26 protein-coding genes are annotated in these 25,253 nt (G+C 40.2%); 7 read left to right on the top strand and 19 right to left on the bottom strand.

Annotated elements, in window-relative coordinates:
- The first annotated feature begins 24 nt into the window (after positions 1-24).
- Positions 25-969 carry a dipeptidase gene (locus tag M3226_RS10825; protein ID WP_251565186.1) on the top strand — a complete coding sequence of 315 codons (945 nt, stop codon included), beginning with the start codon at positions 25-27 and terminating at the stop codon, positions 967-969.
- Positions 970-976: 7 nt separating this feature from the next.
- Here the strand turns inward: M3226_RS10825 and M3226_RS10830 are convergent, their stop codons facing one another.
- Complete coding sequence (locus M3226_RS10830; protein ID WP_251565635.1) at positions 977-1,156, bottom strand: hypothetical protein; 180 nt, start codon at positions 1,154-1,156, stop codon at positions 977-979.
- A 148-nt stretch (positions 1,157-1,304) separates the two neighbouring features.
- Between M3226_RS10830 and M3226_RS10835 the strand changes: the two genes are divergently transcribed.
- The 3 genes from M3226_RS10835 to M3226_RS10845 all read left to right on the top strand — a co-directional run bounded on the left by M3226_RS10835 (position 1,305) and on the right by M3226_RS10845 (position 3,448).
- Positions 1,305-2,492: an amidohydrolase gene (locus M3226_RS10835; RefSeq protein ID WP_251565188.1), complete on the top strand. Its 1,188-nt coding sequence runs from the start codon at positions 1,305-1,307 to the stop codon at positions 2,490-2,492.
- Positions 2,493-2,729: 237 nt separating this feature from the next.
- On the top strand, positions 2,730-2,963 hold the full coding sequence (locus M3226_RS10840; protein WP_098527370.1) for an excisionase family DNA-binding protein: 234 nt from the start codon (positions 2,730-2,732) through the stop codon (positions 2,961-2,963).
- A gap of 107 nt (positions 2,964-3,070) precedes the next feature.
- The gene (locus M3226_RS10845; RefSeq protein WP_251565190.1) at positions 3,071-3,448 is read left to right on the top strand and encodes a DUF488 domain-containing protein; all 378 of its coding nucleotides are present in this window, start codon (positions 3,071-3,073) and stop codon (positions 3,446-3,448) included.
- 56 nt (positions 3,449-3,504) lie between these two features.
- Here M3226_RS10845 and M3226_RS10850 read toward each other — a convergent pair whose 3' ends face one another.
- Positions 3,505-4,428 carry a YitT family protein gene (locus tag M3226_RS10850; RefSeq protein ID WP_251565192.1) on the bottom strand — a complete coding sequence of 308 codons (924 nt, stop codon included), beginning with the start codon at positions 4,426-4,428 and terminating at the stop codon, positions 3,505-3,507.
- A gap of 110 nt (positions 4,429-4,538) precedes the next feature.
- Positions 4,539-5,186 carry a PAQR family membrane homeostasis protein TrhA gene (trhA, locus tag M3226_RS10855; protein ID WP_251565194.1) on the bottom strand — a complete coding sequence of 216 codons (648 nt, stop codon included), beginning with the start codon at positions 5,184-5,186 and terminating at the stop codon, positions 4,539-4,541.
- A gap of 131 nt (positions 5,187-5,317) precedes the next feature.
- Here trhA and M3226_RS10860 point away from each other — a divergent pair, with 131 nt between their 5' ends.
- Positions 5,318-5,908: a DUF1836 domain-containing protein gene (locus M3226_RS10860; protein WP_251565196.1), complete on the top strand. Its 591-nt coding sequence runs from the start codon at positions 5,318-5,320 to the stop codon at positions 5,906-5,908.
- Between the two features lie 120 nt (positions 5,909-6,028).
- Here the strand turns inward: M3226_RS10860 and M3226_RS10865 are convergent, their stop codons facing one another.
- Positions 6,029-7,573: a glycoside hydrolase family 55 protein gene (locus tag M3226_RS10865; RefSeq protein WP_251565198.1), complete on the bottom strand. Its 1,545-nt coding sequence runs from the start codon at positions 7,571-7,573 to the stop codon at positions 6,029-6,031.
- A gap of 198 nt (positions 7,574-7,771) precedes the next feature.
- On the opposite strand from M3226_RS10865, the gene M3226_RS10870 reads away from it, so the two are divergent.
- Positions 7,772-8,650, top strand: a complete 879-nt coding sequence (locus tag M3226_RS10870) for a hypothetical protein (RefSeq protein ID WP_251565200.1) — start codon at positions 7,772-7,774, stop codon at positions 8,648-8,650.
- A gap of 230 nt (positions 8,651-8,880) precedes the next feature.
- A complete protein-coding gene (locus M3226_RS10875; RefSeq protein WP_251565202.1) occupies positions 8,881-9,195 on the top strand; it encodes a DUF3892 domain-containing protein in 315 nt (104 codons plus the stop codon).
- Positions 9,196-9,233: 38 nt separating this feature from the next.
- On the opposite strand, the gene leuD is transcribed toward M3226_RS10875, so the two are convergent.
- The 15 genes from leuD to M3226_RS10950 form a co-directional block, all read right to left on the bottom strand.
- Positions 9,234-9,818: a 3-isopropylmalate dehydratase small subunit gene (gene leuD, locus M3226_RS10880; protein ID WP_251565205.1), complete on the bottom strand. Its 585-nt coding sequence runs from the start codon at positions 9,816-9,818 to the stop codon at positions 9,234-9,236.
- 1 nt (position 9,819) lies between these two features.
- On the bottom strand, positions 9,820-11,238 hold the full coding sequence (leuC, locus tag M3226_RS10885; RefSeq protein WP_251565207.1) for a 3-isopropylmalate dehydratase large subunit: 1,419 nt from the start codon (positions 11,236-11,238) through the stop codon (positions 9,820-9,822).
- Positions 11,239-11,330: 92 nt separating this feature from the next.
- Positions 11,331-12,437 carry a 3-isopropylmalate dehydrogenase gene (gene leuB, locus M3226_RS10890; RefSeq protein WP_251565209.1) on the bottom strand — a complete coding sequence of 369 codons (1,107 nt, stop codon included), beginning with the start codon at positions 12,435-12,437 and terminating at the stop codon, positions 11,331-11,333.
- A gap of 75 nt (positions 12,438-12,512) precedes the next feature.
- A complete protein-coding gene (locus M3226_RS10895; protein ID WP_251565211.1) occupies positions 12,513-14,057 on the bottom strand; it encodes a 2-isopropylmalate synthase in 1,545 nt (514 codons plus the stop codon).
- Positions 14,044-15,075, bottom strand: a complete 1,032-nt coding sequence (gene ilvC, locus M3226_RS10900) for a ketol-acid reductoisomerase (RefSeq protein WP_251565213.1) — start codon at positions 15,073-15,075, stop codon at positions 14,044-14,046. Before ilvC ends, M3226_RS10895 begins: the two co-directional genes overlap by 14 nt.
- Before the next feature lie 26 nt (positions 15,076-15,101).
- Positions 15,102-15,623 (bottom strand): acetolactate synthase small subunit, encoded by a 522-nt coding sequence (ilvN, locus tag M3226_RS10905; RefSeq protein WP_098527357.1) that lies wholly within the window; start codon positions 15,621-15,623, stop codon positions 15,102-15,104.
- Positions 15,620-17,347 (bottom strand): biosynthetic-type acetolactate synthase large subunit, encoded by a 1,728-nt coding sequence (gene ilvB / locus M3226_RS10910; protein ID WP_251565215.1) that lies wholly within the window; start codon positions 17,345-17,347, stop codon positions 15,620-15,622. The genes ilvN and ilvB overlap by 4 nt, the downstream gene beginning before the upstream one ends.
- Before the next feature lie 598 nt (positions 17,348-17,945).
- Positions 17,946-19,616, bottom strand: a complete 1,671-nt coding sequence (ilvD, locus tag M3226_RS10915; RefSeq protein ID WP_251565217.1) for a dihydroxy-acid dehydratase — start codon at positions 19,614-19,616, stop codon at positions 17,946-17,948.
- A gap of 362 nt (positions 19,617-19,978) precedes the next feature.
- Positions 19,979-20,713, bottom strand: coding sequence for an exonuclease domain-containing protein (locus M3226_RS10920; RefSeq protein WP_251565219.1), 735 nt, complete (start codon positions 20,711-20,713; stop codon positions 19,979-19,981).
- Positions 20,700-21,686, bottom strand: coding sequence for a DUF294 nucleotidyltransferase-like domain-containing protein (locus M3226_RS10925; RefSeq protein WP_251565221.1), 987 nt, complete (start codon positions 21,684-21,686; stop codon positions 20,700-20,702). The genes M3226_RS10920 and M3226_RS10925 overlap by 14 nt, the downstream gene beginning before the upstream one ends.
- Positions 21,687-21,758: 72 nt before the next feature.
- Positions 21,759-23,021 carry an ammonium transporter gene (locus M3226_RS10930; RefSeq protein WP_251565223.1) on the bottom strand — a complete coding sequence of 421 codons (1,263 nt, stop codon included), beginning with the start codon at positions 23,019-23,021 and terminating at the stop codon, positions 21,759-21,761.
- A 381-nt stretch (positions 23,022-23,402) separates the two neighbouring features.
- On the bottom strand, positions 23,403-23,729 hold the full coding sequence (locus tag M3226_RS10935) for a MerR family transcriptional regulator (protein ID WP_251565225.1): 327 nt from the start codon (positions 23,727-23,729) through the stop codon (positions 23,403-23,405).
- Between the two features lie 141 nt (positions 23,730-23,870).
- Positions 23,871-24,029, bottom strand: a complete 159-nt coding sequence (locus tag M3226_RS10940; protein WP_176550420.1) for a hypothetical protein — start codon at positions 24,027-24,029, stop codon at positions 23,871-23,873.
- Between the two features lie 21 nt (positions 24,030-24,050).
- Positions 24,051-24,188, bottom strand: a complete 138-nt coding sequence (locus M3226_RS10945; protein WP_176541029.1) for a hypothetical protein — start codon at positions 24,186-24,188, stop codon at positions 24,051-24,053.
- A 322-nt stretch (positions 24,189-24,510) separates the two neighbouring features.
- A complete protein-coding gene (locus M3226_RS10950) occupies positions 24,511-24,867 on the bottom strand; it encodes a hypothetical protein (protein WP_251565227.1) in 357 nt (118 codons plus the stop codon).
- Positions 24,868-25,253 lie beyond the last annotated feature (386 nt).

The raw sequence follows: 25,253 nt of genomic DNA on the forward strand, positions 1-25,253 counted from the left end.
TTTATAAAAAGGAGTTTGGAAAATATGAATATTATTGATCTGCATTGCGATGCCTTGATGAAACTCCAAGAAGCAAAGGGCTCCTTACGATTTGCTGATGCAAATGAACTCAATACCAATAAGAAGCGGCTACAAGCCGGCCAGGTCAAAGTCCAATGCTTTGCCATCTTTATTGAGCCGGATATTAAAGGCGATCAGAAGTTTCAGGTCGCTCTTGAGCAAATTGATTATTTTTATAAGGAAGTTCTCGGCCGTAATCCAGATATGGTCCATATCAAAGAGTGGTCGGACTTTGACCGTTTGAAGCTTGGGCAGATAGGAGCGATGTTAACACTTGAGGGTGTAGATGCCATCGGAAATGATTTGGCTAAGCTTCATATTCTCTACCAGTTAGGAGTTCGGTCGGTGGGATTGACTTGGAACCAAGCAAATCTTGCTGCAGATGGTGCCGGGGAACCTCGCGGAGGAGGGCTGACTCTGTTTGGCAAGGAGATTGTTGAGTTTAATAATCAACATCAAATTCTTACGGATGTATCTCATCTGAGTGACAAAGGAATTTGGGATGTGATTGAATTAGCAAGGTATCCGATTGCCAGCCATTCCAATGCCCGCGCTCTTTGTAACCATCCTCGGAATTTAACGGACGAACAGGCGAAGGCTATGTTTACGCGAGGTGGATTGGTCCATGTGGTTTATAATCCTCCGTTTATTAAGGAAAGTGGAGTAGTGACTATTTCAGATTTGGTCAAACACATTGATCATTTTTGTTCCCTAGGCGGCGTGAAGCAAATTGGCTTGGGTTCTGATTTTGATGGTATTACTGCCTTTGTCAAGGATTTGGAAGATGCCTCTAAGAGTCATAATCTGATTAATGAATTGTTGAAGCATTATAAAGAGGAAGAGGTAAGAGGCTTTGCCTGCGAAAACTTTCTTAATCACCGTCCGGGGATTGGCGTTATTTTGGATTAAAACATTATCATTTTAGGAGCTTCAAACCCTTGAGAGAGAAGGGTTTGAGGCTTTTTTGTTCTTTTTTAATCCAACTGACAATAACTCCTCCTGCTGATGCAACTTCAATAATAGCAGCACTTGGAACAGCTCCATAAACAGCTGCAGAAATGGCAAATCCGAATGCTCCTCCAAGTGAGCTTTCCATTTTGTAAACCCCTGTAGCCGCCCAATATCTATTGGTTCCAAAAAATGAGGAAAAGAACATAAAGAAAATGTACTCAACAAAAAGGTTAGTTAATTAATCTATTCGACATACTGAACAATGAGTAAGAATGTAAATGGAGGTAAAAAGAATGAAAGACAAATTAATGAAAATGTTAGAAGACCGTAAAATAGAAATGATTAAAATTCGTCGATATCTTCATGAAAATCCCGAACTATCATTTGAAGAAGAAAATACCAGTAAATTTATTGAAGAGTTTTATAAAGGTAAAGCTGTCGAAGTACAAACCAATGTTGGAGGCGGACATGGCCTTATCGTGACCATAACAGGTGGAAAACCTGGAAAAACAATTGGGCTGCGTGCTGATTTTGATGCGCTTCCAATTTTTGAAGAAACTGATGTACCATTTAAATCGAAAAAACCAGGTGTCATGCATGCTTGCGCTCATGATGGACATACCGCTTATCTGATGATTCTTGCTGACTGCTTAATTCAACTCAAGGATGAAATCCCTGGCAAGATCAAAATTATTCATCAACCTGCTGAGGAGGTACCGCCTGGTGGCGCAATAGGGATGATTAAATCTGGTTTACTGGATGATTTAGATCATATTTTCGGGATTCATTTACTGCCGCTTGGACCAGCAGGCGTTGTCGGCTATAACAGCGGCTATGTATTTCCAGGACGTGCCTACTTTAAGTTGAAAGTTCAAGGTACAGGGGGACATGGTTCTTCTCCTCACTTAGCAAATGATGCCATTGTAGCTGCTTCCCATTTCGTAACAGCTATTCAAACGGTTGTCAGCCGCCGCTTAAACCCATTTGATATGGGGGTTATTACGATTGGGTCATTTGACGGAAAAGGAACATTCAATGTCATTAAAGATAGTGTAGTGCTTGAAGGTGATGTCCGTGCCATGACAGATGAAACCCGCGAATTAATTGAACAAGAAATTCGCCGTATCGCCATGGGGATTGAACAAGAATTTAATGTAACTTGTGAACTTACTTATACACCAGATTATCCTCCATTATATAACGATCCAGAAGTGACAGACATGGTTGCCGGATTTTTGAAAAATGCAAATGAAAAAGAAATTATGCAAGTAAAGGAATTTCCTAAGATGTCTCCATCAGAAGACTTTGCACACTATGCGAAAAGATTTCCTGCGTGCTTCTTCTACATTTGCTGCACACCAAAAGGGGTAGAAAAACCATACTTTAATCACCATCCAAAATTCGATATTGATGAAGATGCCCTATTAGTAGCCGCAAAAGCAGTCGGTCAAGTTGTTTGTGGTTATTACAAAATAGACTAACACTTTTGAAAATATTCATTTGATAACAATAAACAAAAACCTCTGCCATGAAATTTACAATGCAGGGGTTTTTAACTGTTTGTTGTCCTTTTTTCTCATTCATTTATTTATGTTCAACCTCTACGGCATGAGTTTGTTGGTGAACGGACAGAAATGAGAATAGTAGAAAATTAAGTAACTCATGCTAAAATAGGCTATAGTAGGCTTTACAAAGTTAGTAGTAGGAGTGACGAAAAAGTGTATTTAACATTAGAGGAAACGGCTAAGTATTTATCGGTGTCTGTACCATATGTAGAGAAACTAATTTTACAAGGTAAAATACGAGTTTTGCATGACGAAGATGGCGTAGTAATGATCTTCAAGAATCAGTTCAAAACACATTTTGAACAGCTTGAGAAATACAAGAAATTAGTGGAGGAATTGAAGAGTGAACCAATTCCAGAAGATATAGATATAAAAGATGAAGACTAAGTCTTTCATCAACTAAAAGTGTACCGATTAGTGCCTGACACCATTCGTGTACATTGTCCGTGTGGAGTGGACGAATGGAGAGATGACCCGTATTGAGGTGATTGTTTTTGTCTAATGTCTTTATTAAAAGAATATATGAACCATATGATGAGATGGATGGCTGCAGGATTTTGGTTGACCGGCTCTGGCCGCGCGGGATTTCGAAGGATGCAGCAAAATTATCTTTTTGGTTTAAAGAAGTAGCCCCGAGTAATGAGCTGAGGAAATCGTTTTGTCATGTACCGGAACTTTTTGAAGAGTTTCGAACAAAGTATCTTGTTGAGCTGCGGACGGATAATGAGAAAGGTGATTTAGTCAAGAAAATACTTGAGCTGGCTGAGGAAGACAGGGTGACTCTTTTATATGGAGCAAAAGAACCTATCTATAATCATGCTCAAGTGTTGATGGAGGAGCTTAGACATAAAAGACAGGAAGCCGGATCCTAGAATTACATCATCCCCAGTACAAAAGCAGAAGGCCGAACCGTAAATGGCGTCTGCTTTTAATTTTTCCGGAATCGCCCCATCACTTCCATCGTTTGTATGATATTCACAAACGCCTGAGGGTCAACATTTTTAATCGTATGCTTTGTTTCATTAAGCTCAAATTTGGTAATAACAGTTGTTAACATTTTCCTTTGCTTATGAGTGTAAGCCCCCTCGACATCGGTCATTGTAACCCCTCTCGCATGCAGTTGAAATAGAGCGTCCGTTAGTTCATGATACTTATCGGTTATAATTGTAATCGTCAATTTATTTTGATTGGTATAAACCATATCGACAGCACGGCCGGCCACATAGATCGCAATTATTGTATAAAGGGTAATATTCCAGCCAAAAATCAGTCCAGAACTCCCTACCACAAAAAGATTCATAATCGTGTTTAAAAAACCAACTTGAATGTTCCTCTTTTTGGCAAGGGTTAAACTGATAATATCAGTCCCGCCCGTGGACCCGCCTTGACGGATAATGAGTCCAACAGCAATTCCATAGAGTGCACCGCCAATAATCGAGGATAGAAGAATATCAGGACTGATAGCCCGAATCGGGATGAATCTCATACTAAGAGATAAAACCAACACCGCATATCCAGTAAACAAGACAAATTTTTTCCCTAAGTATTTCATCCCAACAAAAAATAATGGAATATTAATGGCAAGAATAATTAACCCCGTATTAATATGGGTAAAGTGTTGAATTAAAAAGGAGATACCTGTTACACCACCGGACGTTAGCTTATGGGGAATTAGGAAGGTATTAAACGCAAAGCCGAAAAGAATCGAGCATAGTCCAATGACGATAATTTGAAATATTAATCGAAACAAATTAAACACCTCAGTTGTTTTTAACCAATTTGTTATACGTTCACATGACCCCGATTTAATCCCATCCAAATTGGCTAAACTTAATAAGAAGCAGATAAACATTATTAAAACCTCATCTTAGTTTGAGTCAATATAAAAAGTTTAATGTTAACGAATTTGTATTAAATATGTATTTTTGCAAAATAAAAACGCCTTGATTAGAGGCGTTTAAATTAAATCACATACAAGTATACCGTTAAGAAATGTGACAGGGTTCCTAATAAGATAAAAATATGAAAAATCTCGTGGAAGCCAAGATATTTAGTTTCAAGGAACTTCGGTTTTGCCCCGTAAATGACTCCGCCGATCGTATAGAAGATTCCTCCAAGGATAAGTAAGAACAGTCCAATCGAGTTTAGGCTTCCGGTAAGTGGTGAGAAGACAAACACAATCATCCAGCCCATCGCGATGTACAAAGCAGTCGAAATCCAGCGCGGACAAGAAAACCAGACCATTTTAAAAACAACGCCGCTAATCGCAACCGCCGAGATAATTGAAAATAAAATGGCACCTGTTTTTCCGTTCAGACTAATAAAACAAAAAGGCGTATACGTTCCCGCAATCAGAACAAAAATCATCGAATGATCGAGCCGACGCAAAAAGGCGATCACTTTATCACGTGCAATGACCATATGATATGTCGCTGAAGCAGAGTAGAGGAGGATCATACTGACACCAAAAATAATGACGGCTGTAATCGCAATTGGAGTTGGGGTGGTCATGGACGCTTTTATGACCATCATGAGCAGACCGACAAAGGATAAAACGGCTCCGGCTAAATGGGTTAATCCATTAATGGGTTCTCGAATATAATTATGCATTTTTTTCCTCCTGATCACAACATGTAGTTTTTATAACTACTTATAATAATACTGATAAAACAGAACCTAGTCAATCTTTATCTCATTATGTATAATAATATTATCGATTTAAGTTAGCGGGGGCTTTTAAAATGGAAAATATCAAACATATCATTGATTCGATAGGTCCTGAGATAAATTTAACACTGGATGAAATTCCAAACATTGATTTATATATGGACCAGGTCATTCAATTATTTGAAAATAAATTCAACGAGTCAAAGCGGAATCAAGAAGATAAGATTCTTACTAAAACCATGATTAATAACTATGCAAAGGGAAAATTGATTTTTCCGATACAAAATAAAAAATACTCAAAAGAACATCTAATTTTAATGAGCTTGATTTACCAACTAAAGGGGGCACTATCGATCAATGATATTAAAGTGACCCTAAGCGGAATTAATAAAAAAATTATAAATGAAAAAATGGATTTAGATTCTTTTTATAGTAGTTACTTACATCTAACCAGCCAAAATGTTGCTGATTTTAAAGTAGATATTGGAGATAGGACAACTCAAGTAAAGGAGGAAATTTCTGAGGACCACCAAGAAGACGCTGCTTATTTAGAGAAGGTTCTGATGATTTCTTCTCTAGTCCATATGAGTAATCTATATAGAAGAGCTGCTGAAAAACTAGTAGACGAAATTGTGGTTGAGAAGGAAGGGAAGCGTCAAAAATAATTTGACGCTTTTTTCATCGTTAAGAAAATTATAAAATATTCGCTTATGGATAACTATAAAAAAACGGACTATCGACGTCCAGCTCCAGCGCTTTTGTTCTGTGGTCTAAATTCCGGTAGGTCAATGGGCAGCAGGGGCCATTGTTTCAATCCACACATCTTGTACACCCGGCCCAACCTCAATTTCTTCTGGAGAGCAATCTTGAATTTTAATAGAGTCAGCATGATTAACACCGCCGTAAACCTTTATACAAGGCCCTCGATTTGTAAAATCCTTGATTGTCACCCTGCTCAAAATTACATTTCTAGCTCGATATTGCACCGCAATAACCGGGTTGCCTTTAAAGTCATACTCGGGGCTGCCAACCACTGTAAATTGATTAATGGCCACATTTTTATACGCGGAAACGACTAATCCTCGTGGTGTTGAATCCTTATATAAATCAGAGTATACCGGTGCAATCGCCGCCAGATTGGCAGCGATAATATTATGGGCGCTCCTCGATTCTGAATCGTTCAGTTTATGGCGGCCTATATGGCGGAAGTTAAAAGAACGATTATCATTGAGAGAAATATGGCCCATGATTATCACGTTGGACGCCGCAGAAGAATTCTGATGGGCCTTTATTTCAATTCCGCCAAAGCATCGGGCACTCGAATTATTCACTAAACAAACATTCCGCGAACCATCATCAATCTCAATTCCGTTTGAATTAGAGAAGCCCTGTTGATGAGCACGACCGCTTGGGTCGCACATATGTGAATTAGAGATAAAAATATAATCGCTGTGGTGTGTGGTAATTCCATCGTCACCAAAACCGTAGCCAGTCACATGATCAATCCAGACATATTTGCTGCCGCCGCGGGCCCGATATCCGTCACCGGCATAATTGTATAATGTTGAAGAAATATCAAAACAATGAAGCCCGGGGTTTATTCCTTCCACGTCTTTCACCCAGCCGTAAGTAACATTTGCATAGGTTAAACAGCTTGAATGGTTGCCCCATGTACTTGTCTTTTGAACATTACCGAGTCTTTCGACGTTCCAATCCAAACTTAACCCTTGGACAAAAAGGTGATGATTTCCTTTCCAATGATTAGCGTTTGTGATTAATCTAGTGCCCTTTGGGGCTTTGTCATGAAGTTTAATCGTGGTCGTGCCTGTACCCGAGCCGATAAGCCATGACCAATTCGGCAGTGTAATACCCTTCGTGACATAAATTCCAGGAGGAACGATTACTTTAACTTGTCCGTTACCAAGTGCCTTTTTAAATGCAGAGGTGCAATCTGTCTTTCCGTCGCCAACTGCACCATAATCCAATACATTTATTTCTGTCTTAATGTTAGCTAGTAAACGCTTGTACTCCACATCAAGCTTGTCTTTCCAATCTGGAACGACATTTCCCTCATGGTCCAGTAATATTCGAGTGGGTTCCAACAGTCGAGTTCGCTCAGCAGTAAGATGAAAAACACCACCTTCAAGTTTTTTCAAGATAGAAAAAGAGTTGTTTACCTCGGGTTGAGGTATGGTTGAAATGTTCCGTGTTTGCTCAAATAGGGATTCGGTTTCTAGTATCAAATCTTTTATTGGTAGTCTGTTTCCCGTTATTTGCTCAATCAGCAATTTGTTCTGACGCGGATCATGGGATTTATCAAAATTTAGCATGGTCTTCACTCCGTAAAAGCTAATTAAGTGTAGTATACACTGGTCAGGCCTCAAAGTGAAAAAGCAAGGGTTCGTTAAAAGTGGGAATTTGAATTCTGAATCTTTTGTGAAGAACTAGTATGTTTGTAGGTAATAGGGAGTATTTGGTATACGATAAAGAGGAGAGATGAACCAAATATTAAGGGAGGGGCAATAAACATGAAAAACTACAGACCGATCAGCTTGTTGGTGGTATTAATATCTATATTTTCATTAGCCGCCACGATATATGCTCTTGTTTCAAATCAAGATCAGGGTCGATATCAATTTGAGTCAATATTCGGTAAAAGTGTAGATATTTATGGAAAGGGGCTATATCAGCATGATTCCGTATCAATGGCAACACAAGCCATCACCCAAGATTTTGTGACCTTATTTTTAGGTATTCCTTTGCTCATTATTTCACTTGTTCTAACGGGAAAGGGATTGATAAAGGGGAGGCTGCTCCTCACAGGAACGCTCGGATACTTCTTATACACATATGCTTCTTATTCGTTTCTTTCCATGTATAACTCCATGTTCCTTGTTTATATCCTCATCATGTCAGCAAGTTTCTTTGCGTTTACACTATCCATGATGTCCTTTGATATTCCGATCTTACCACAATTATTTAAGGAGGCACTTCCTATTAAATTCATTAGCGGCTTCTTAATTGTTGTTTCGACTGTGTTTGGGATGATGTGGCTCGGAAAAGTCGTACTGCCGATGATTCTCCACATTGTACCGGATGGACTTGAACATTACACAACACTTGTCATACAAGCACTTGACCTTGGCTTTGTTGTACCGGTTGGCTTCTTAGCGGCTATTTTACTCTTCAGACGAAGACCATTCGGCTATCTTCTTGCAGCCGTGATTACCCTTAAAGATGTAACACTACTAACTGCCCTTTCCGCCATGGTCATTCTACAATTCTCAACAGGTGTCCAAATAAGCCCTGTCTTAATCATCATCGTCCTCCTCATTAACATCGTATTCCTCTACACCATGGTTCTCATCTTGAAAAACGTAAAAGATGTGTCAGGCACCATTAAGTGAATTATGATAGTGAAAATAGTAAAAAGCCAAGTTATCAATATCTAAACTTGGCTTAGTAGTAAGAGAATTCGTTCAATTCATGATGGATAGGATCTAATTTATTCTTCTTTTGAAAAAAAGAGAACCCTTACATAAATGAACGGTAATTTTGAACATTTATTTACATTTTTGTCAAAAGGATAAATGAAATGATAATGAAAAATAATAACTAATGTTCGGAGGTGGAAGTGATGGAACAGAAGGATTATCAAAAAATTTACGAAGAGTATAAGGCACAAGGTGAACAGCAGGCACAAGTTGAAGCAAATCAAGGGATTAGCTCAGGAAAAGAGGAATTTGTTGCAGTTAGAAAAAATGATGATGGCGACATCATCGCGTTCAGAACTAGTTCTGGGCGGGAATTAGATTATCTAACCGCTTTAAATGAAGCGAAGGCAGGCAAACTCGCCCATGTAGATGTTTTTCATAAATATGGCCGGGACATCATTCGGAGTGAACCAGACGGCATTAAGGAGAACAATCTGGATCAACTGCCAGAATTTTAATTGCAGAAAAAATGCGCTAGGGCAATGCCCAGCGCATTTTATTTGCTTGCAGCTTCATATTGATTAATTTTATCCTGGTATGTTAAAGTGACGCCAATTTCATCCCAGCCATTAAGCAGCATTTGCTTAGGGTATGGAGCGATATCGAATGAAAGTTCAAAACCTTCATTGTCGTATACTTTCTGTTCCTCAAGGTCAACTGTTAATGTGTATTCTGTGGACTCAGCCTTTTTAATAATTGTCTGAACCTGATCCTCACTAGCTACAATCGCGAGTATACCATTTTTTACACAGTTGTTTTTAAAAATATCGGCATAGCTTGGAGCAATAATGACTTTAAAGCCGAAATCCTGAACTGCCCATGGGGCATGCTCACGAGAAGAGCCACAGCCAAAATTTTCGCCGGCAACTATGATGGATGCGCCTTTATACTTCGGCTCATTCAATGAAAAATCAGGACGAGGATTCCCGTTGTCATCAAAACGCCAGTTATAAAATAAAAATTGGCCGAAACCACTGCGTTCAATCCGTTTCAAAAACTGCTTTGGGATAATCTGGTCAGTATCAATATTGGAACGGTTTAATGGATAAACAAGGCCTTGATGTAAGCGTAACGGTTCCATTTTAAATTACCTCCTGTGCAGTAAATTGACGGACATCAACAAAATGACCAGCTACAGCAGCAGCTGCTGCCATTTCTGGACTTACAAGGTGGGTGCGGGCACCATTTCCTTGGCGTCCTTCGAAGTTTCGGTTAGAAGTAGAAGCACAGCGTCCGCCTGGAGGAACAATATCATCATTCATTGCAAGACACATACTGCAGCCTGCTTCACGCCATTCAAAACCAGCTTCAATAAACACTTGATCAATGCCCTCTTTTTCAGCGGCAAGTTTAATACTAAATGAACCTGGAACAACAATCGCTTTAACACCAGGATTCACTTTGCGGCCGCGAATTACTTCAGCGGCTTTACGTAAATCGCTCAATCTTGAGTTCGTACAGGAACCAATAAATACATGATCGATCGCTACACTTGAAAGAGGCTGTCCAGCTTCAAGACCCATATATTCAAGGGCACGCTTGATTTCGTCTTTTTCATTTGGTTTGTCGGTACCATCGGGGCTTGGTACGTTTGCTGTAACCGGTATACACATGCCTGGGTTCGTTCCCCATGTTACCTGTGGTTCAACTTCAGCTGCATCAATTTCAACTACAGCATCATAAACTGCACCTTCATCTGTTGCAAGAGCACGCCATTTTTCTACAGCTTTCTCAAACTCTTCACCTTGTGGAGCATGTCTCCGGCCGCGTAGGTATTCAAAAGTGGTTTCATCTGGAGTAATTAATCCTGCTCTAGCACCAGCCTCAATCGACATGTTGCAGACCGTCATGCGCTCATCCATGGAAAGGGCTCGGATTGCTTCACCAGTATATTCAATAACGTAACCAGTACCAAACTGAACACCAAATTTACCGATAATCGCAAGGATTAAATCTTTTGCAGTAACGCCTGTCCCAAGTTTTCCATTAACCTTTACATTAAGGGTTTTTGGTTTGGCTTGCCAAAGGGTTTGTGTGGCAAGAACATGTTCAACTTCGCTTGTTCCAATACCAAAGGCCAGGGCACCAAATGCACCGTGTGTAGAGGTATGGCTGTCGCCGCAAACAATGGTTTTACCCGGTTGTGTAAGTCCAAGCTCAGGTCCGATAACATGGACGATTCCGTTATCTGGATGATGAATGTCAGCAAGGGTTACTCCGAATTCCTGACAATTTTTTTGTAATGTATCGATTTGATTTTTCGAAACAGGATCGTTAATAGTCAGCCTCTGGCGGGTGGGTACGTTATGATCCATTGTGGCAAACGTCAGGTCAGGTCGGCGTACCTTGCGCCCGTTGATTCGTAAGCCCTCAAACGCTTGAGGGGAAGTTACTTCATGAACAAGATGTAAATCAATATATAGTAAATCTGGTTTTCCTTCTTCTTGATGAACAACATGTTGTTCCCAAATTTTTTGGATAATCGTTTTTGGTGTTTTCATAGCACACTTCCTCACTATAAGAGATTTATAGTTTTTCTGGATAGAAAAATTGCGGGTAAACCATTAACCAACTGGTTTACCCTGCAAATGAATTAATAATAACAGCTCGCGATGCATTTGGATGCATGCTGGGATTTGATATAATCAACAATCAATTTTGTCATTTCTGCGGTTCCTACTTGGCGTCCTTCTGAGATTTGGAGGTCACCTGTATGGAATCCAGAATCGAGAACCGACTGTACGGCATCTTCAATGACTTTTGCTTCGTTATTTAAATCAAATGAATATCTCAGCATCATGGCAGCTGATAAAATCATGGCAGCTGGATTGGCAATCCCTTTACCCGCAATGTCAGGTGCGGACCCGTGAACTGGTTCGTACAGACCAACACCGTCTTCACGCAGGCTGGCAGAAGGGAGCATACCAATCGAGCCCGTTAAAACGGAAGCTTCGTCACTTAAAATATCGCCGAAAAGATTTTCTGTCACAATAACATCAAACTGTGTTGGGTTCGTGATTAATTTCATTGCGGCAGCATCAACTAACAAATGTTCTACCACAACATCAGGGTAATGAGCTTTTTTCTCTTCAACTACTTCACGCCACATCTTGCTTGATTCAAGGACATTGGCCTTATCAACAGAAGTTAGGTGACCCGAGCGCTGCTGGGCAGCTTGGAAGCCTTTATCTACGATTCTTTCAATTTCCTTACGTGTATAAGAAAGTGTGTCGACTACAGCATTACCATTATCACGGCGTTCGCTTGGTGTACCGAAATAAAGCCCGCCCGTTAATTCACGTACAATGAGGAGGTCGCTACCTGACACTACTTCTTCCTTTAGTGGAGAGGCATGGAGGAGGTTCTTAAATCCCTTAATAGGCCTTAAATTTGCATACAAATCCAGTGCTTTTCGGATACCGAGCAAGCCACGTTCTGGACGAAGATGGGAAGGGTTTTGATCCCATTTTGGTCCACCCACGGCACCAAGTAAAACAGCATCTGCTTGTTTGCAGGCATCTACCGTTGAATCCGGAAGGGGAGTGCCGTACTGATCGATGGCTGCTCCTCCGATTTCATGGGTTTCAAAGCTAAAACTATGATTATATTCTTCCGCAATAGCTTGTAAGACATCTTTTGCGGAGTTGATAACTTCCTTGCCAATTCCATCACCGGGAAGTAAGACAATATGTTTTTTCACTAGAAGCAACCTCCTTATTTTTGTGTTTTAAGAGAGGGCGCCTATGTAGACGCCTAATTTTTATATAAGATTCTTTTATAGTGCTGCTGGTTCTTGAACCACTGCTGTTTGGTTAAAACAAGCACGATTGACTGCATTTAAGAAGGACTTTGCTGATGCTTCTAAAACGTCTTGGGCAGAGCCGCGGCCCGAGTAAGAGTTTCCGTTTACCGTCATCTTTACATGGACCTCCGCAAGAGCGTCGCGTCCTTGACCAACAGAGCTTAGTCTGAAATCAGTCAAATGGATTTCTTCTTCAATTAGTGCTTCAAGAGTGTTCATCAATGCTTCAACACTTCCAGATCCGGTACGTGCTGTTTCAACTCGATTACCCTCTGGAGTGGTAAGGGCAACAGTCGCAGTAGGAAGATTTGCTGAACCATAGTGCACTTGGAAAGCAACCAATTCATATTTTTTCACATCGATAGTCGCTGTCTGAATGTCAGTTAAGATGGTAAATAAATCCTCATCTGTAACTTCCTTTTTACGATCAGTTAATTGTTTAAAAGAAGTAAATGCTTCAGCAAGTTTTTCAGGTGATAAGGAGTAACCTAATTGCTCGATTTTGTCATTGAAGGCATGGCGGCCAGAATGCTTTCCAAGAACTAAGTCATTGGATGTAACCCCGACTAATTCAGGGGTGATAATTTCATAGGTTAGTGCATTTTTTAATACACCGTCCTGATGTATTCCTGATTCATGAGCGAAGGCATTTCTTCCTACAACTGCTTTATTAGGCGGAACAATCATCCCTGTTAAACGGCTGACCAAATCACTTGTGCGTTTAATTTCTTTTAAAACTAGATTCGTAGTATATGGATACTTATCTTTACGGATATTTAGGGCAACGGCAACTTCTTCTAGAGAGGCATTGCCGGCACGTTCCCCAATCCCGTTAATGGTACCTTCAACTTGAGTTACACCATTTTCAATTGCTGCTAACGTATTGGCGACGGCCATTCCTAAATCATCATGACAATGACAGGAAAGGGCAGCCTTATGAATATTAGGTACATTTTCTCTGATGTAACGGAACATCCGCCCGTATTCTTCAGGGGTTGTATAACCTACTGTATCCGGAAGATTAATGACAGTTGCGCCGGCATCAATGACCTTTGTAATAATTTGAACTAGAAAATCCAGATCAGAGCGGGAAGCATCTTCTGCAGACCATTCAATATGCGGAAATCTTTGTTTCGCATATCTAACCATGTCTACTGCTGTGTTAATAACCTCCTCTGGAGTTTTCATCAGCTTATATTGCATATGGATAGGGGAGGTAGCAAGAAAAACATGCAATCTAGGTTCGGCTGCATCCTTTAACGCATCCCACGCAATGTCAATGTCCGATTTTGTTGCACGTGCCAGGCCTGTAACCGAAGAGTTTTTGATTGTCTGGGCAATGGCTCTTACTGCTTCAAAATCGCCTTGAGAGGAAGCCGGAAAGCCGGCCTCCATAATGTCAACACCAAACCGTTCAAGCTGTCTGGCGATTTCTAATTTCTCAAGCTGGTTTAAATTTACACCAGGAGACTGTTCTCCATCACGTAAGGTTGTATCAAAGATGTTAACGTGAACCATTTACCACCACTTCTTTCTTCGCATTTACTGGCTTCTTAATAAACGGCATTAATGCACGAAGCTCGCGGCCGACTACCTCGATTTGGTGATTGTTTTCAGCACGGTTAATCGCATTGAATTGTGGGCGGTTTGTTTGGTTCTCTAAGATCCAGCCCTGAGCAAATTTACCAGTTTGGATATCTTTTAATACTTCTTTCATGCGTGCTTTAGTATCTTCGTTCACTACACGTGGTCCAGAAACGAAATCTCCCCATTGTGCAGTGTCAGAGATAGAATAACGCATGTTTTCTAATCCACCTTCATATAAAAGGTCAACGATTAATTTCAATTCATGTAAACACTCGAAATAAGCAACTTCAGGCTGGTAACCAGCTTCTACTAGAGTTTCGAAGCCAGCTTTGATTAGGGCAGTAGCACCGCCGCAAAGAACCGCTTGTTCTCCGAATAAATCTGTTTCTGTTTCTTCTTGGAAAGTAGTTTCCAATACTCCGGCACGAGCAGAGCCGATTCCTTTTGCATAAGCAAGAGCAACATCACGAGCTTGACCAGTGTAGTCTTGGTAAACCGCATATAGAGCAGGAACTCCAGCACCTTCTGTATAAGTACGGCGAACTAAATGTCCTGGGCCTTTTGGAGCTACTAAGAATACGTCAACATCAGCAGGAGCAACGATTTGGCTGAAGTGAATGTTGAAACCATGTGCAAAAACTAATGCGTTTCCTGCTTGAAGATTTGCTTTGATGCTTTCTTCATATACTTTAGGCTGCATTTCATCTGGAAGAAGAACCATTACTACATCAGCAGCTGCAGTTGCTTCTGCAACAGGACGAACGTCTAAACCATCTTCAACTGCTTTATCCCATGATTTTCCTTCGCGTAAACCAACTACTACATCAAAGCCGCTTTCTTTTAAGTTAAGCGCATGTGCATGACCTTGAGAGCCATATCCGATTACTGCGATTTTCTTTCCTTGTAAAACTTCCTCTTGAATATCTCCGTTATAAAGTACCTTTACCATTATGAATCATCCTCTCAGATATATTGTTATTTTAAAAGTGAATATGTTGCTAGATCGTTTACTTGTGGCTGGTGCCCACGCTGGAGGGCAGTCAGACCGGTTCTTGCAATTTCTTTAATGCCGTAGGGGCGAAGCATTTCAATCAAGGCATCAATTTTATCAGGACGTCCTGTAATTTGGACGGCGAGACTGTCTTTGCTTACATCAATAATTAAGGCACGGAACGGATCAATAATCCCGTTGATTTCACTGCGCAACTGGCTGTTAGATGCTACTTTTATTAGGGCAAGTTCTCTTGCGACAATTGCTTTATCAGTAATATCGGATACCTTTAAAACATCAATTTGCTTGTTTAATTGTTTTGTTACCTGTTCAAGACGCTGTTCGTCTTCAACTTCAACTACCAATGTCATTTTTGAAATTCCCTCGGTTTCAGAAGGGCCAACCGAAATACTTTCAATATTGAACTGGCGTCTTTGCAGGAGCCCGGTTACGCGGTTTAGGACACCGCTTCGGTCTTGAACGGTTGCTGTTATGATCCGTTTCATGGTTTCACCCCCAACATTTCATGAATTCCTTTACCAGGGGCAATCATCGGGAATACTTTTTCTTGCTGAAGGACACGGCAATCAACTAATACCGGACCATTATGGGCAAATACTTCCGGTAAAACCGTGATCAGTTCTTCCTGATTGTTAACCCGATAACCCTTAATTGAATAGCTGTCAGCAAGTTTGACAAAATCAGGCTGTGTATGAAGAATCGATTCTGAAATACGATTTCCATGTAAGAGTTCCTGCCATTGGCGAACCATACCTAGGGCGCCGTTGTTGACAATAATAATTTTTACCGGAAGGTTTCTTTCATATATAATCGACAATTCCTGAAGTGTCATTTGGAAGCCGCCATCCCCAACAATTGCTACAACGGTACTATCTGGTTCGGCGATTTGTGCGCCAATTGCGGCAGGGAAACCAAAGCCCATTGTTCCAAGTCCACCAGAGGTAATCCAGCGATGTGGCTGCTTAAAGGTGTAATATTGTGCTGCCCACATTTGGTGCTGCCCAACATCAGTTGCAACGATGGCGTCACCCTTAGTAACTTTATGGACTGCTTCGATTACCCATTGCGGACACATTCCGTTTGGATCATGTTTATACCAAAGCGGATACTCCTGTTTGTTCTGGCTCAGTTTTTCCAGCCATTCAGCAGCTTTAGGTGATTCAATTTCCTGATTAAGCAGTTCGCTAAGTGCCTCTTTCGTATCAGAAACGATTGGGAGATGTGTTGGAACATTTTTACCAATTTCAGCAGGATCGATATCGATATGGGCAACCTTCGCAAATGGGGCGAAGTGTTTAAGATTTCCTGTTAGCCTGTCATCGAATCGGGCACCAAAGTTGATAAGCAGATCACATTCGTAAATCGCCATGTTTGCTGCATAGGTTCCGTGCATTCCACCCATTCCTAACGAAAGGGGATTATCTGCAGGAAAGGTACCAAGTCCAAGTAAGGTAGTGACTACTGGGATTTGGTGTTTTTCCGCAAAAGCAGTTAATTCAGCGGATGCTTTTCCATGAAGGACACCGGCGCCCGAAAGAATTAATGGCTTGATAGCTTTTGAAATCGATTCGGCAAGCTTTTTAATTTGTAATGGATTTGGCTTGGTTGTTGGCTGATATCCAGGTAAATTAATGCTTGCTTCCTCAAATTCCTGGGTTAAAAATCCAGCTGAGATATCTTTCGGGACATCCACTACGACTGGTCCTGGCCGCCCTGTAGAAGCAATATGAAAAGCTTCTTTGACGATGCGCGGTAAGTCCTCAACGGATTGGACCTGAAAGTTATGTTTGGTAATTGGTGTCGTGATCGCCATAATATCTGCTTCTTGGAAGGCGTCTGTTCCGATGATGTTTCGTGCAACCTGCCCAGTGAAAACGACAAGCGGCAGGGAATCCATCATTGCATCCGTTATGCCTGTAACAAGGTTGGTTGCTCCAGGTCCTGAGGTAGCAATGACCACTCCAGGTTTGCCTGTAACGCGGGCATAACCTTCGGCTGCATGAATCATTCCTTGTTCATGTCGGAAGAGAATATGCTCGATTGTTCCTTTGGCACGGTATATGGCGTCGTAAATTGGAAGAACGGCACCACCAGGATATCCAAACAGTGTTTCTACACCTTCTTTTTTCAGTAAGTCGATGAGAAGGTCTGCACCGGTTCTCGGTTCTGTAGTTGTTTGGACCTCAAGCTTTTTTGCTTCTACTTTCACGTCATAATCCCTCCTTAAAGGTATAAATTGAATGTAGATATCGAAAAATAATGAATTTTTAAGTAAATGTCGTTTTTTGTATTATAATATAGAAATTTGTAAATAAACAGATAATTTTATTAATAAAATGTTGGAATTTTACAACAAATCTTTATACACAGTCAAAAAGGCCCATTCTCCACGAATTAACTGCAAAAACCAAAACATAAGCAGAATAATCGGGGAGAAAAGGCCTTTCATTTTCTCGGTACCACCCGTTTTTTTACAGTATCCTTACGAATACTGCCTTAGGAAGCGACAACTAATTAGAACGCTTCTTTTGGTAACAGGTGCTTTAAAAATAACACCTGATTGAGCCTACTTTATAAAACATTTCAGCCCAACACTCAGGGATGATGTCAGAATAAGTTGTATTACTGGGCTTCCAGCAACCCCAGCTCTCTGAAAATACAAGATCTTATTCCTTTATTCCCGTCATCGATTTAACTATTATTTTGTCAAATAACCATCATTGTCATTTTTAGTACCTTATCTTCCTTAGGGAAGGGGAGGGGTACTACGATTCCCGTGCTTTAGCTTCGGCAATCATGCCGTTATTTTATATCTTCATTATGCCGCCAGTATTAGCAGAAGTAACAAGCTTAGCATATTTTGCTAGATAACCAGTTTTAATTTTTGGTTCTGGTTTAACCCATGCCTTGCGTCTTTCAGCTAACACTTCATCATCAACAACTAGTTCAATCGAACGTGCTTCTAAATCAATTAAAATCTTGTCGCCATTTTCAACGAGGGCAATCGGTCCGCCTTCTGCAGCTTCTGGTGAGATATGACCAATCGAAATTCCACGGCTTGCACCCGAGAATCGGCCGTCCGTGATAAGCGCAACTTCTTTACCTAGTCCACGTCCCATTATAGCGGATGTAGGAGCAAGCATTTCTGGCATTCCTGGTCCGCCTTTAGGTCCTTCATAGCGGATTACCACTACGTGGCCAGCTTTGACGGTGCCGTTATTAATGTTTTCTTGTGCTTCTTCTTGAGAATCAAACACGATGGCTTCTCCTAAGAAGGTCTTAATAGAAGGATCAACTGCACCAACCTTGATGACGGCACCATCAGGAGCAATGTTTCCATATAGGATGGATAGTCCACCAACTGGGCTATATGGATTGTCTTTAGTCCGAATGACCGCCTCATTTGTGATTGTTGCTTCCTTCACATTTTCATGAAGAGTTTTTCCTGTAATGGTTAGGCAATTATCATGTAATGCGCCTTCTACTTTATAAAGCTCATTGATGATTGCACTTACACCGCCGGCACGATGAACATCGTCCATAGAATAATCAGATGCTGGCATAATCTTTGCAAGATAAGGGACTCTTTCAGCGATTTTGTTAATTTCGCGAAGATCGTAATCAATCCCTGCTTCATGAGCGATGGCTAATGTGTGTAACACCGTATTAGTGGAGCCGCCCATTGCCATATCTAGTGCAAAGGCATTATCAATGGCTTCTCTTGTAATGATGTCACGTGGTTTAATATCATTTTTAATTAATTCAATAAGATGTCTAGCGGCTTGCTTAATTAGTTGGTGTCTTTCTTCTGAAGTAGCAACCATCGTTCCGTTACCAGGAACGGTCATTCCTAAAACTTCCATTAAACAGTTCATTGAGTTTGCTGTGAACATTCCGGAACATGAGCCGCAAGTAGGGCAGGCATTTGTTTCAATCTCAAGTAACTGCTGCTGGCTAATTGTGCCGTTGTGGTAGGCACCAACACCTTCAAAAACTGAAGTTAGGGAAAGATTTTTTCCTGTTGATGGTGAAACACCAGCCTCCATTGGACCGCCTGATACAAAAACAGATGGTACGTTCGTTCTTGCGGCAGCCATTAACATCCCTGGTGTGATTTTGTCACAGTTTGGAATGTAAAAAACACCGTCAAACCAGTGTGCGTTGATTACAGTTTCAGCACTGTCCGCGATAATTTCACGGCTTGGAAGGGAGTAGCGCATGCCAATATGTCCCATTGCAATTCCGTCATCGACGCCGATTGTATTAAATTCAAAAGGAATACCTCCAGCTTCACGGATCGCTTCTTTCACTATTTCACCGAAATGATTAAGGTGTTTATGTCCTGGGATAATGTCAATATACGAGTTACACACTCCAATAAATGGCTTTTCAAGGTCACTCGTTTTTACCCCGGTTGCATATAATAGACTGCGGTGGGGAGCACGATCAATTCCCTTTTTAATCATATCGCTTCGCATTTTCTTAGCTCCTAACTGACAATGGTATGGTCTGTATCTTGGGTAACAAGCCACTCCGTCGTTTGTTACATTTCATCTATTAATGATTGATGATTTATTTTCGATAATCATACAACCAATCGAGAACATGGTCAATATAAAAATCTGACAATTCAAACAAATCAATTAATCTGGTAGCGTTTTCATCATTGGTCTAATAAGGAATTTATAAATAAAAAATTTTTAAAAAATTTTTTATTCTTTGAAACTGAGGAGAGGAAATTCGAAGAAATTTCAGTAGTAAGTAGGGGGGAGGAGTATAAAAGTCCAGTTGAAAACTACTATGCTAATAAGTAAAAATGTTAGATTAATATAGTAGTTTATCAACCAATTTTTGCTAAATGTTCATATACTTGTCGTAAATATCGGAAGCCTTTTTCCTCTGCTATCTGTAAATAATGTCTCCAAACTTTTGCTGTCATGATGGCATCACTAAGGGCATGGTGGCGATTTTCTACCTCAATGCCACATTCCTCGCAAACTTCTTCAAGCGGGGCTGATTTCATATAGGGGTTTGATAGGCGGATGAGAAAAGAAGTATCGACAATCCGATGGTCGAATCTTGTTCGTAAGGCGTCGCTGGTGATTCTCTTCATAAACGCCTGCTCGTGACTGGCATGGTGTGCAACTAGAAGATCGCTTTTTATAAATTGAAAGAATTGCATTAACGCATCTTTAGCAATCGGGGCAGTACTTAAATCTTCTTCGTGAATATTCGTTAAAGCAGAAATTTCACTCGATAATGGAAGATTCGATTTTACTAATGTATAAAAGGTCTCCTGTTCCTTTAATTGGCTTCCTGTCATTTTGACCGCACCAATCGAAATGATTTGGTCCCCCTTTTCGGGGTAAAAACCGGTCGTTTCTAAATCAAAGACCACAACCCTTAATTCTTTTAACGGAACGTCCAAACTGTTCTTTTCTTTCATCTCTCTTTGAATTTCTCTAAGGAATGCCATTTGCTGCAGAGAGGATTGATTTGGTAAGCTGGCAAATAGATTTGAATTTGCTCTTCCAGATATTTGGCGGAAAAATTGGATCATATCATTCATTCTCATCTAAATCATCCTTTTCTATTAACCTTTTCATATTATGAAAGAGGACTGCACCGTTTTTAATGATTTCTTTAACCTCTCTGATCTGTTCTTTTGTCAGGCGGCTGACAGCTAAATAATGACCTGAGTCATAGTCCTTATGGTCAGAAAATAATAATCGGTAGGTTAGCAGCTTTAAGAACTGTTTTTTGAAAAAAGCTTTATCACTCGCAGGAAAATAGGAATCTGGTATTTTTTCAAGACGCAAAAGAGATGAGGTTTCGTACAATTTTTCTTTCATGGAGAGAAGACGGATTGCATTTACATATGGAAAAAGACCAATTTCTTTGATATTTAGTTTTCCGGCATGGGCCCCGTGTGTTTCTGCGAGAAGCTGGCCCAATACGTTGATTCCTTTTTTGAGATGAAGGGTATTGCTTAAAGATTTCATCAGTAAGTGATGTTGGTTCATGTTTTGATAAATATGTTCCTTTAACTTTTCAACATAGGCGGCATCGCCATAAATAGATCTTCCGTCTAGAAAGATGAGCAGATAGCGGATCGATTCCCAGGTTGATTCCAGCATCCATTTCGATAATTGCTGCTTCCATTCATTAAGTGATTTACACCAGAACGGGTTGCTGGCCATTACGCCGCCGTCACAATATCTGTACCCTGCTTGATAGAGCCCTTTTGAGATTTCTTTTCCTAATGTTAGAAAGTAAGATTTGGCTTCGTTAGATGAAGCTAGATAAATAATTCCATGGTCTTGGTCACTCCACACAGATTGTTCCATCCTGCCAGCGCTGCCCATGACGAAGAATGTGAAAGGTGAAGGAGGAGGTCCATATTGGCTCGAAACCTGATTAATTGCGATATCTGCCACGCGGTGGATTAATGTATCGTGCAGTTCGTTTAGTTTAAAATGGTCATGGCATACGTTTTTCATATTGTCGTCGCGAAGCTGAACTAGTTCCATATATGGGTCAAGTTGCACATGTACACCCCCAAAATTCAAATAGCAGTCAATCCTTATTAAAGGGATTGACTGCGTTTCATTATTCATTTCTTATTGAATTTTAAATTGTTGTTCTGCTTTTACCAATTCAGGGTATCCGTAGCTGCCATGCTCGCTCATATCAAGACCAATAATTTCTTCTTCTTCAGTGACACGTAATCCATTCATTACTTTTTTCATCGCAGCTAAAAGAATGAAGGAGACAATAAAAGCGAAGGCTGCACAAGTGAAAACCCCTAATGCTTGAACACCGAGCTGATGTAATCCGCCCCCATAAAATAAACCGGGCTTACCAACAGTGGCTAATTCTTTTGTCGCGAAGAATCCATTAGATAAGGTCCCCCAAACCCCGGCAGTTCCGTGAACAGATAGAGCGGCAATTGGATCGTCTATTTTAATCTTCTCAAAGAATCTGATACTATAAAACACTAATATTCCAGCGATAAAACCAATTAATACTGCTGCCCATGTTTCTACGAAAGCACAGGAAGCTGTGATCGCTACAAGACCCGCTAAAGCACCGTTTAACATCATTGGAACATCTGCTTTCCCTAATACGATCCAAGAAACGATCATCGCTGCTATGGTTCCAGCTGCAGCGGCAAGGTTGGTATTCATAGCAACAAATCCAAAGAACCCTTTGTCAACAGATAATGTACTACCTGCATTGAATCCGAACCAGCCAACCCATAATAGTAAGACGCTCAGGGCCGTGAATACTTGGTTGTGTCCTGCTAGGTTATTAGCGGAACCGTCTTTGTTATATTTTCCAATCCGTGGTTTTAATAGAATGGTAGCCGCAAGTGCTGCCATTGCACCAGTTAAGTGAACAACTGTTGATCCAGCAAAGTCTTGTTTACCATGCTCAGCTAACCAGCCGCCTCCCCAAATCCAGTGAGCGATAGGAGGATAAACGATGACTGAGAAAAGAACGGCAAATACTAGATAAGCACTTAGTTTAGCACGCTCTGCAAAACCGCCAAACGCAATAGTAAGTGAAATACCTGCAAAGGCTAATTGGAATAAGAAGAAAACTGCGCCGGAAAGTGATAAACTGTCCATGTCATAGCCTGAATATAAGAAATTCGAGAAACCAATCAGTGAGTTACCTTTACCAAAAATTAAACCAAAACCAACTGCCCAAAATATAATGGAACTGATACTAAATGTTAGTATGGTTTTCCCCGCTATATGTCCTGCATTTTTCATCCGGGTTGATCCTGTTTCTAAGAGGATGAAACCGCCGATCATTAAAATAACTAGTACTGCTCCTAACATGACCCAAAGACTATTCATTAAGAATGTAGTATCCATTTATATTCCCCCTTATTAATGATGTTAATTTTTATAACATCCTCTGTAGTTGTAACTTTACAATAAGTTGAAGGTGCTATCTATAATTGTGGGAGATTTTCTAACATGGTTTTTGAAAAAGGGGAAATAATCTCCCTATGATATGTAAAAATAAAGCCTCGTTTCTGTTATAAGAATCGAGGGCTTTGTACTCGTTAAGGAAATTATAAAATTTTCGCTTGTGGATAACTATTAAAAAACGGACTATCGACGTCCAGCTCCAGCGCCCAGCCCCTCGATGGACTACAGCCACTCAGGGAATGAAGGCAAAGAACGCCTTCTTTCCCTGAGCATCTTATGATTGTCGGGGCTGTTCAAGGCGCTTGCGCCTTTGTTCTTTTATCAATTTCTTCGGATTCCGAACTGGGCATTTAGCTGTCCTTGGATCATTTTGCGGCGTAAATCATCCTGATTTTGTTTCTTCTGTTCTCGTAGCAATTCCTTTCTAATTTCGTGTGTTTGAATTCCATCCTCAATTTTGTTGGCGATATCCATTAACAATTCGACATCCGTAAAGGAAAATTTTCGGCTTCCGCCTGCAGATCTTTCGGGGAATATCAGCTTTCTTTCTTCATAATATCGTATTTGTCTTTCGGAAAGTCCGGTTAAGTCTCTGACAATACCAATAGTAATAACCTTTTTATCTTTGTAAGACATATCTTTTCCCATTTTACTCGCTCACCACACCCCAATGTTAGCTATAGTTAGAATATTTTTAATATTATACGTTACATTTCCTCACATGAAAATGGATATTTGTATTTATATGTTTTATTTTTATGAATAAATTTTTTTTGGAGTAGAAGGATATTATTTTTTTGAGGGCATTGACTTCTTATAAAGAATCTCCAGTTCACTGATTGTAAGTGATTGAAGCTCGGCGGATGAATAAAGCATATCGGAACCTGCTAACTTTTTAATATAAAATTGCTTTAATCGTTCAAGGCCTCTTCGTAAGTGGGTTGTCAACGTCTTTCCCTCCTTTAGATACTAGGCGTTTTGTAATTTTCGTAAAAGTTCGTGTCCTTTAGAGCCCATAGTTTTCATAAGCTCTTCATATAATTCATCACGTAATTTATCTAATTGTAAGATTTGCATCGCTAATTTAATTTCATATCGTTGATTCATGTGAATTCTCCCCCTCGATTAGTTTATATTCAAAAATTAACTGATTTTTTTGCTCTTGTCAGTGAAGATGTTAGAAAGGTTAACAGGGTATTTTCTGGGGTGCCTGAATGTATTGAAAGGAATTCTTACGAATGAAAAGACTGTGTTAAATTTGGCTGTTGATTTCCGCTCCAGGCACTTCGCTTTCCGCGGGCTCCCCAGCCCCGTACTCCCGCAGGAGTCTTCGTGCCTTCCGCTCCAAACAACATGCTCAACAATCAACAATAACCCTTTTACACAGCCAATGAAAAAGAACCGGCCAAAGACCGGTTCTCATGATGCTTTAAAATTCTCCTTCAAAAGGTGTAAATGGAATGCGGAGGCGATTTTCGATTGCTCTAACCCGTTGATTGACGCGTTGGAGCCGTCTTTGCAATTGGGCTACATCCCGCTGGAGCTGATTAATTTCTCTTTCTTGACGCTCATTTTGCCTTTCAAGCTGATTAACTCGACGTTCAAGCTGCTGGGGCTGCCGATCTGGATCATATTGGTCAATCGGAGCATAGTGATTCATTTGATCAATTGGAGCATAAGAATGAAATGGTTCATTTGGACTGTAGGAAGGGTATTGTTCTACTGGAACATAGGTATGATACTCAGTTGGCATTTGTGGACCTTGATAATAACCGTAGGGATTCATTTAGGCATCTCTCCTTGTGTGATAGTACCCTATAGATTATGTAGTCGAATGCAGTGGGAAACGGCGTATGCCTATAAAGGAAATTTGATTCAGAAATATAGGGATAGTTCATTAAATTTATAAAAAACTTATATTCTTCAAAAAAATGGAAATCCATATTTTATTAAAAATTAGTATATTGCTATTGGGGAATTATAGAAAAGTATTTCGATTTTACTATTCCAGAACATAGGATACAGGAGTATTTAGTATAAAAACTTCTATAATAGATAGGTGATTTTAGTTTATTAATTTATTAATATAGTAAGAAAATAAAATATTGAATAAAAACACAAAACAAGTTATAATCACTTATAGTCTTAATATTATTAATCTTGTAAAATTAA

It is taken from the genome of Neobacillus cucumis, from assembly GCF_023715505.1.